The sequence below is a fragment of the Nitratireductor sp. GCM10026969 genome (assembly GCF_042660605.1).
Lineage (GTDB): Bacteria > Pseudomonadota > Alphaproteobacteria > Rhizobiales > Rhizobiaceae > Chelativorans.
Genome location: NZ_JBHSUM010000239.1, coordinates 1 through 3942 on the forward strand (window position 1 = coordinate 1; position 3942 = coordinate 3942).

Here is a 3942-nt window from a genome sequence, read left to right on the forward strand (position 1 = left end):
GGCCGATCGCGTCCGCAACCGCACCCCCCACGCCGGTGTCGATCTCATCAAAGACCAGCGTCGGCGCCGAGCCGCGGTCGGCGAGCGCCACCTTGAGCGCCAGCAGGAAGCGCGAAAGCTCGCCGCCCGAGGCGATCTTCATGATCGGGCCCGCGCGCGTGCCGGGGTTCGTCTGCACCCAGAACTCCACCCGGTCGATGCCGTCCTCCATGCGGTCGTTTGGCTCGCTGTCGATATTGACGATGAAGCGCGCCCGCTCCAGCTTCAAGGCCGGCAGTTCCGCCATCACGGCTTCCGCCAGCGCCTCGGCCGTCATGCGCCGTCCTTCCGAAAGCACCCGTGCCGCCTCGTCGTAAGCCTCGCGGCGTGAGACCGCTTCCTTCTCGAGTTGCCCGAGCCTTTCCTCGCCCGCGTCGAGATCGGCCAGATCATTGTCCATGCGATCGCGCAGGGCGGCCAGGTCGTCCACCATCACATTGTGCTTGCGGGCGGCGGCGCGCAGCGCAAAGAGTCGCTCCTCCGTCTCTTCCAGCCTCTGCGGGTCGAACTCGGTGGCGCGCAACGCCTCCTCCACGCAGGACTGCGCGGCATCGAGCGAGATCAGCGCCTCGTCCAGCGAGGTGATGATCTCTTCGAGCAGCCCCGGCGCTTCCTGCGCCTTACGCTGCAGCCGGCGCAAGAGGCTCGCAAGCTGCGGCAGGGGCGAAGCCTGTCCGGAAAGCACCTCCTGCGCATCCGCGATGTCCGCCGCGGTCTTCTCCGCCCGCATCATCCGCGCCCGCTCGTCGGCAAGCGTGGTTTCCTCGCCGGGCTGGGGGTCGAGCTTCGACAGCTCCTCGACCGACGCACGCAGGAAATCGGCCTCGCGGGCGGCCGCTTCCACCTTGGCGCGATGGCGGGCCAGTTCCTGCTCTGCGCCGCGCCAAACGCGCCAGGCCTCCCGCACCGCCTCGACACGGGCACCGAGCCCGCCGAAGGCGTCGAGCAGGTCGCGGTGCGCGGCCGTGTCGACCAGCGCCCGTTCATCGTGCTGTCCGTGAATTTCCACCAGCGCCCGCCCCACCTGGCGCATGAGCGCCACGCTGGCCGGCTGGTCGTTAATGAACACGCGGGTGCGTCCGTCGGCGGTCTGCATGCGGCGCAGGATGACGTCGCCCTCGTCGTCGATCGCGTTCTCGCGCAAGAATTCCCGCGCCGGATGCGCCGCGGGAAGATCGAATACCGCCGTCACCTGCCCCTGGGCCGCGCCGTGGCGCACGAGGGAGGCATCCCCCCTCGCGCCCAGCGCCAGTGAAAGCGAATCAAGCAGGATCGACTTGCCGGCGCCGGTTTCGCCCGTCAGTACCGAAAGACCGGCTGAAAAATCGATGTCGAGCCGTTCGATCAGGACGATATCGCGGATCGAAAGGTGCGACAGCATCGTTTCGCGCGATCAGCTCCCCGTAATCGCCGAAGCGGCCCGGGAAAGCCACGATCCGGAGTTCTCGCGCGGCTCCAGTCCGCCGGACTGCAGGAGCGCGTAGGCGTCCTTGTACCAGTCGCTTTCGGGGAAGTTGTGGCCCAGAACGGCCGCCGCCGTCTGCGCTTCCGAGACGATGCCCATGGCGTAGTAGGCTTCCGTCAGCCGGGCGAGCGCCTCCTCGACGTGCCGGGTATCGGAGTAATTCTCGACCACGCCGCGGAAGCGCTTGATCGCGGCAATATATTCGCGCCGCTCCAGATAGTAGCGGCCGACCTGCATTTCCTTGCCGGCGAGCTGGTCGTGCGCGTAGCGGATCTTGGCCTGCGCGTCGGGCACATATTCCGAATCGGGCCAGCGCTGGACCACCTGCTCCATGGCCTCGATGGTGCGCCGCGACTCGCGCTGGTCCTGCGTGACCTCGCGGATCTGGCGGAAGTTGGCGAGCCCCACGAGATACTGCGCGTAAGCCGCGTCCTCGCTGGTCGGATAGAGCGAAACATAGCGCTCGCCGCTGCCGATCGCCTCGCTGTAGTTGCCCTGGCGATAATTGGCGAAGGTGTGCATGAGGAGCGCCTTGCGCGCAAACTCAGAATAGGGGTGCTGCTGGTCGACCGCCTCGAACTTGGCGACCGCCTCTTTCATCCGCCCGGCATTCAGGTTCGCGAGCCCTTGATTGTACAGGGTGTCGGCCGGCTCCGTCTGCTCGACATAGGTGGACGACAGGTCGAGATCCTTCTCGGCGTTGCAGCCGGTCAGAAGCAGCGGCACGGCCACGGCCGCAGCCGCCAGCGAAGCAAAGCGTGGCCGGTGATCAGCCTCGGCAGCACATCCTGAAAACATTCGCGGTACGCCCTCCGGCGTTCGAGACAAAAATGTGCGCGCAGTCTTAATGCATAATCGCCGCGCGCGGCAACGCTATCGGCGCGCAATGGCGCATTTTTGTGGCACCGGTGCCTGGAAAGCGGCGATATCCGGGGATAACCGGCAGTCCCCGTCCCGGCCACGCCGGCGCGAAAGATCGCCGGGGGCTGTTGGACGTTCGCGGTCTGGGCGTGTGTGCCCCTCTCTAGTAGCCGAAAGGACTACAGGCCCTAAAGCACCCAGGGAGCGTAGACCGGCGCGTTGACGGCGATCATCTCGGCCCCGCGCCCGCGCTCGCGCCGCGTGGTCTCGACAATCTCGAATGCGGAGTGGTCGGTCAAAAGGTGGCGCAACGCCGCCGCGTTCAGGCGGTGCCCGCCGCGATAAGAGTGGAAGCAGCCGATGAAGCGCGCGCCGGCAAGCGCCAGATCGCCGACCGCGTCGAGCATCTTGTGGCGGACGAACTCGTCCGGATAGCGCAGCCCCTCCATGTTGATCACGCGATGGTCCTCGCCGATCACGACGGAGTTCTCCAGCGACGAACCGAGCGCGAAGCCGGCCGCCCAAAGCCGCTCGACATCCTTGATGAAGCCGAAGGTGCGCGCCCGCGCCACCTCCTTTGCGAACACCTCCGCCGTCATGTCGGCGGCGAAGGACTGCCGTCCGATCGTCGGCGTATCGAAATCGATCTCCACCTCGAAACGCGTGCCGTCGTAGGGGCGGAACTCCGCCCATGAAGTGCCGGCATCGATTCGCACCGGTTTGACGACGCGGATATAACGCCGCTTCTCGTCGAGCGTCCGGATCCCCGCCTGCCGGAACGCCTCGACGAACGAGGCGGCGCTGCCGTCCATGATCGGCACCTCGGCGCCGTCGATCTCGATGGAAACGTTGTCGATCCCCATGCCCAACAGCGCGGCCATCAGATGCTCGACGGTCGCCACGTGGTCGCCCTTTACGTCGCCGAGGCCGGTGCACAGATCCGTCTCGCCCACTTCCGAGGCGAGCGCCCGGATCATCCGGCCGGAAGCTTCCGCATCGACGCGCTGGAAGACGACACCGGTGTCGGCGTCCGCCGGGCTGAAGTGGATGGAAACTGCTTTTCCGCTATGAACGCCGATCCCGGACAGGCTCAGCGACGATTTCAAAGTCGTTTGATATTCGAGCAACTCGATCCCCATCAGCTCGCCCGCACCGTTCGCGTGTCATCTCAGGCGGACGGCCTTTTCTTCCATGAAGCATGGACTAGCCCCAAAAACGCCCTGTGCTCCACTCTGCTTCGTCGCGCAAGATAATGTCGCCGACTGCCGGCGCCAAATCACGCTTTCTTACCCTGTGTTACGTAATAATCGTTTCCAACTTCGATTATAATTAGTTGAATTCACAAATATTTTTCGAACAGTGGAACGGGCGCCGCAGCGCCCGTTCATTACCAATTGTTAATTTGCGTTATCGCCTCAGTTCGCCTGCCTTCTGAGGAAGGCGGGAATCTCCAGCTGATCGTCCTCCTGCGGCGCCTGGCCCTGCTGTGCGACCCGCCCGTGCTCGTCGAGCTGACCGCGACGCGGCGCGTAGAGCTGGCTCTCGCTGCCCGCGGGCCGCCGTGGCTCCGCCTGGCG

General features: G+C 65.7%; 4 protein-coding genes. All 4 read right to left on the bottom strand.

Features of this window, described 5'->3' with window-relative positions:
- Positions 1-1420, bottom strand: a 1420-nt coding sequence (locus ACFP9U_RS24135; protein ID WP_378625337.1) for a DNA repair protein RecN, incomplete at its 3' end; no start/stop codon positions are given.
- A gap of 12 nt (positions 1421-1432) precedes the next feature.
- Positions 1433-2302, bottom strand: a complete 870-nt coding sequence (locus tag ACFP9U_RS24140; protein WP_378625339.1) for an outer membrane protein assembly factor BamD — start codon at positions 2300-2302, stop codon at positions 1433-1435.
- 251 nt (positions 2303-2553) lie between these two features.
- Entirely contained in the window at positions 2554-3504 is a 951-nt protein-coding gene (lpxC, locus tag ACFP9U_RS24145; RefSeq protein ID WP_378625340.1) for a UDP-3-O-acyl-N-acetylglucosamine deacetylase, read from the bottom strand.
- A gap of 276 nt (positions 3505-3780) precedes the next feature.
- On the bottom strand, positions 3781-3942 hold a 162-nt coding region (locus tag ACFP9U_RS24150), incomplete at its 5' end, for a hypothetical protein (RefSeq protein WP_378625342.1).

Excerpts from the sequence above, each read along its gene's own strand:
- lpxC (WP_378625340.1), bottom strand. The coding sequence starts at position 3,504 with ATGGGGATCGAGTTGCTCGAATATCAAACGACTTTGAAATCGTCGCTG.
- ACFP9U_RS24140 (WP_378625339.1), bottom strand. The coding sequence starts at position 2,302 with ATGTTTTCAGGATGTGCTGCCGAGGCTGATCACCGGCCACGCTTTGCT.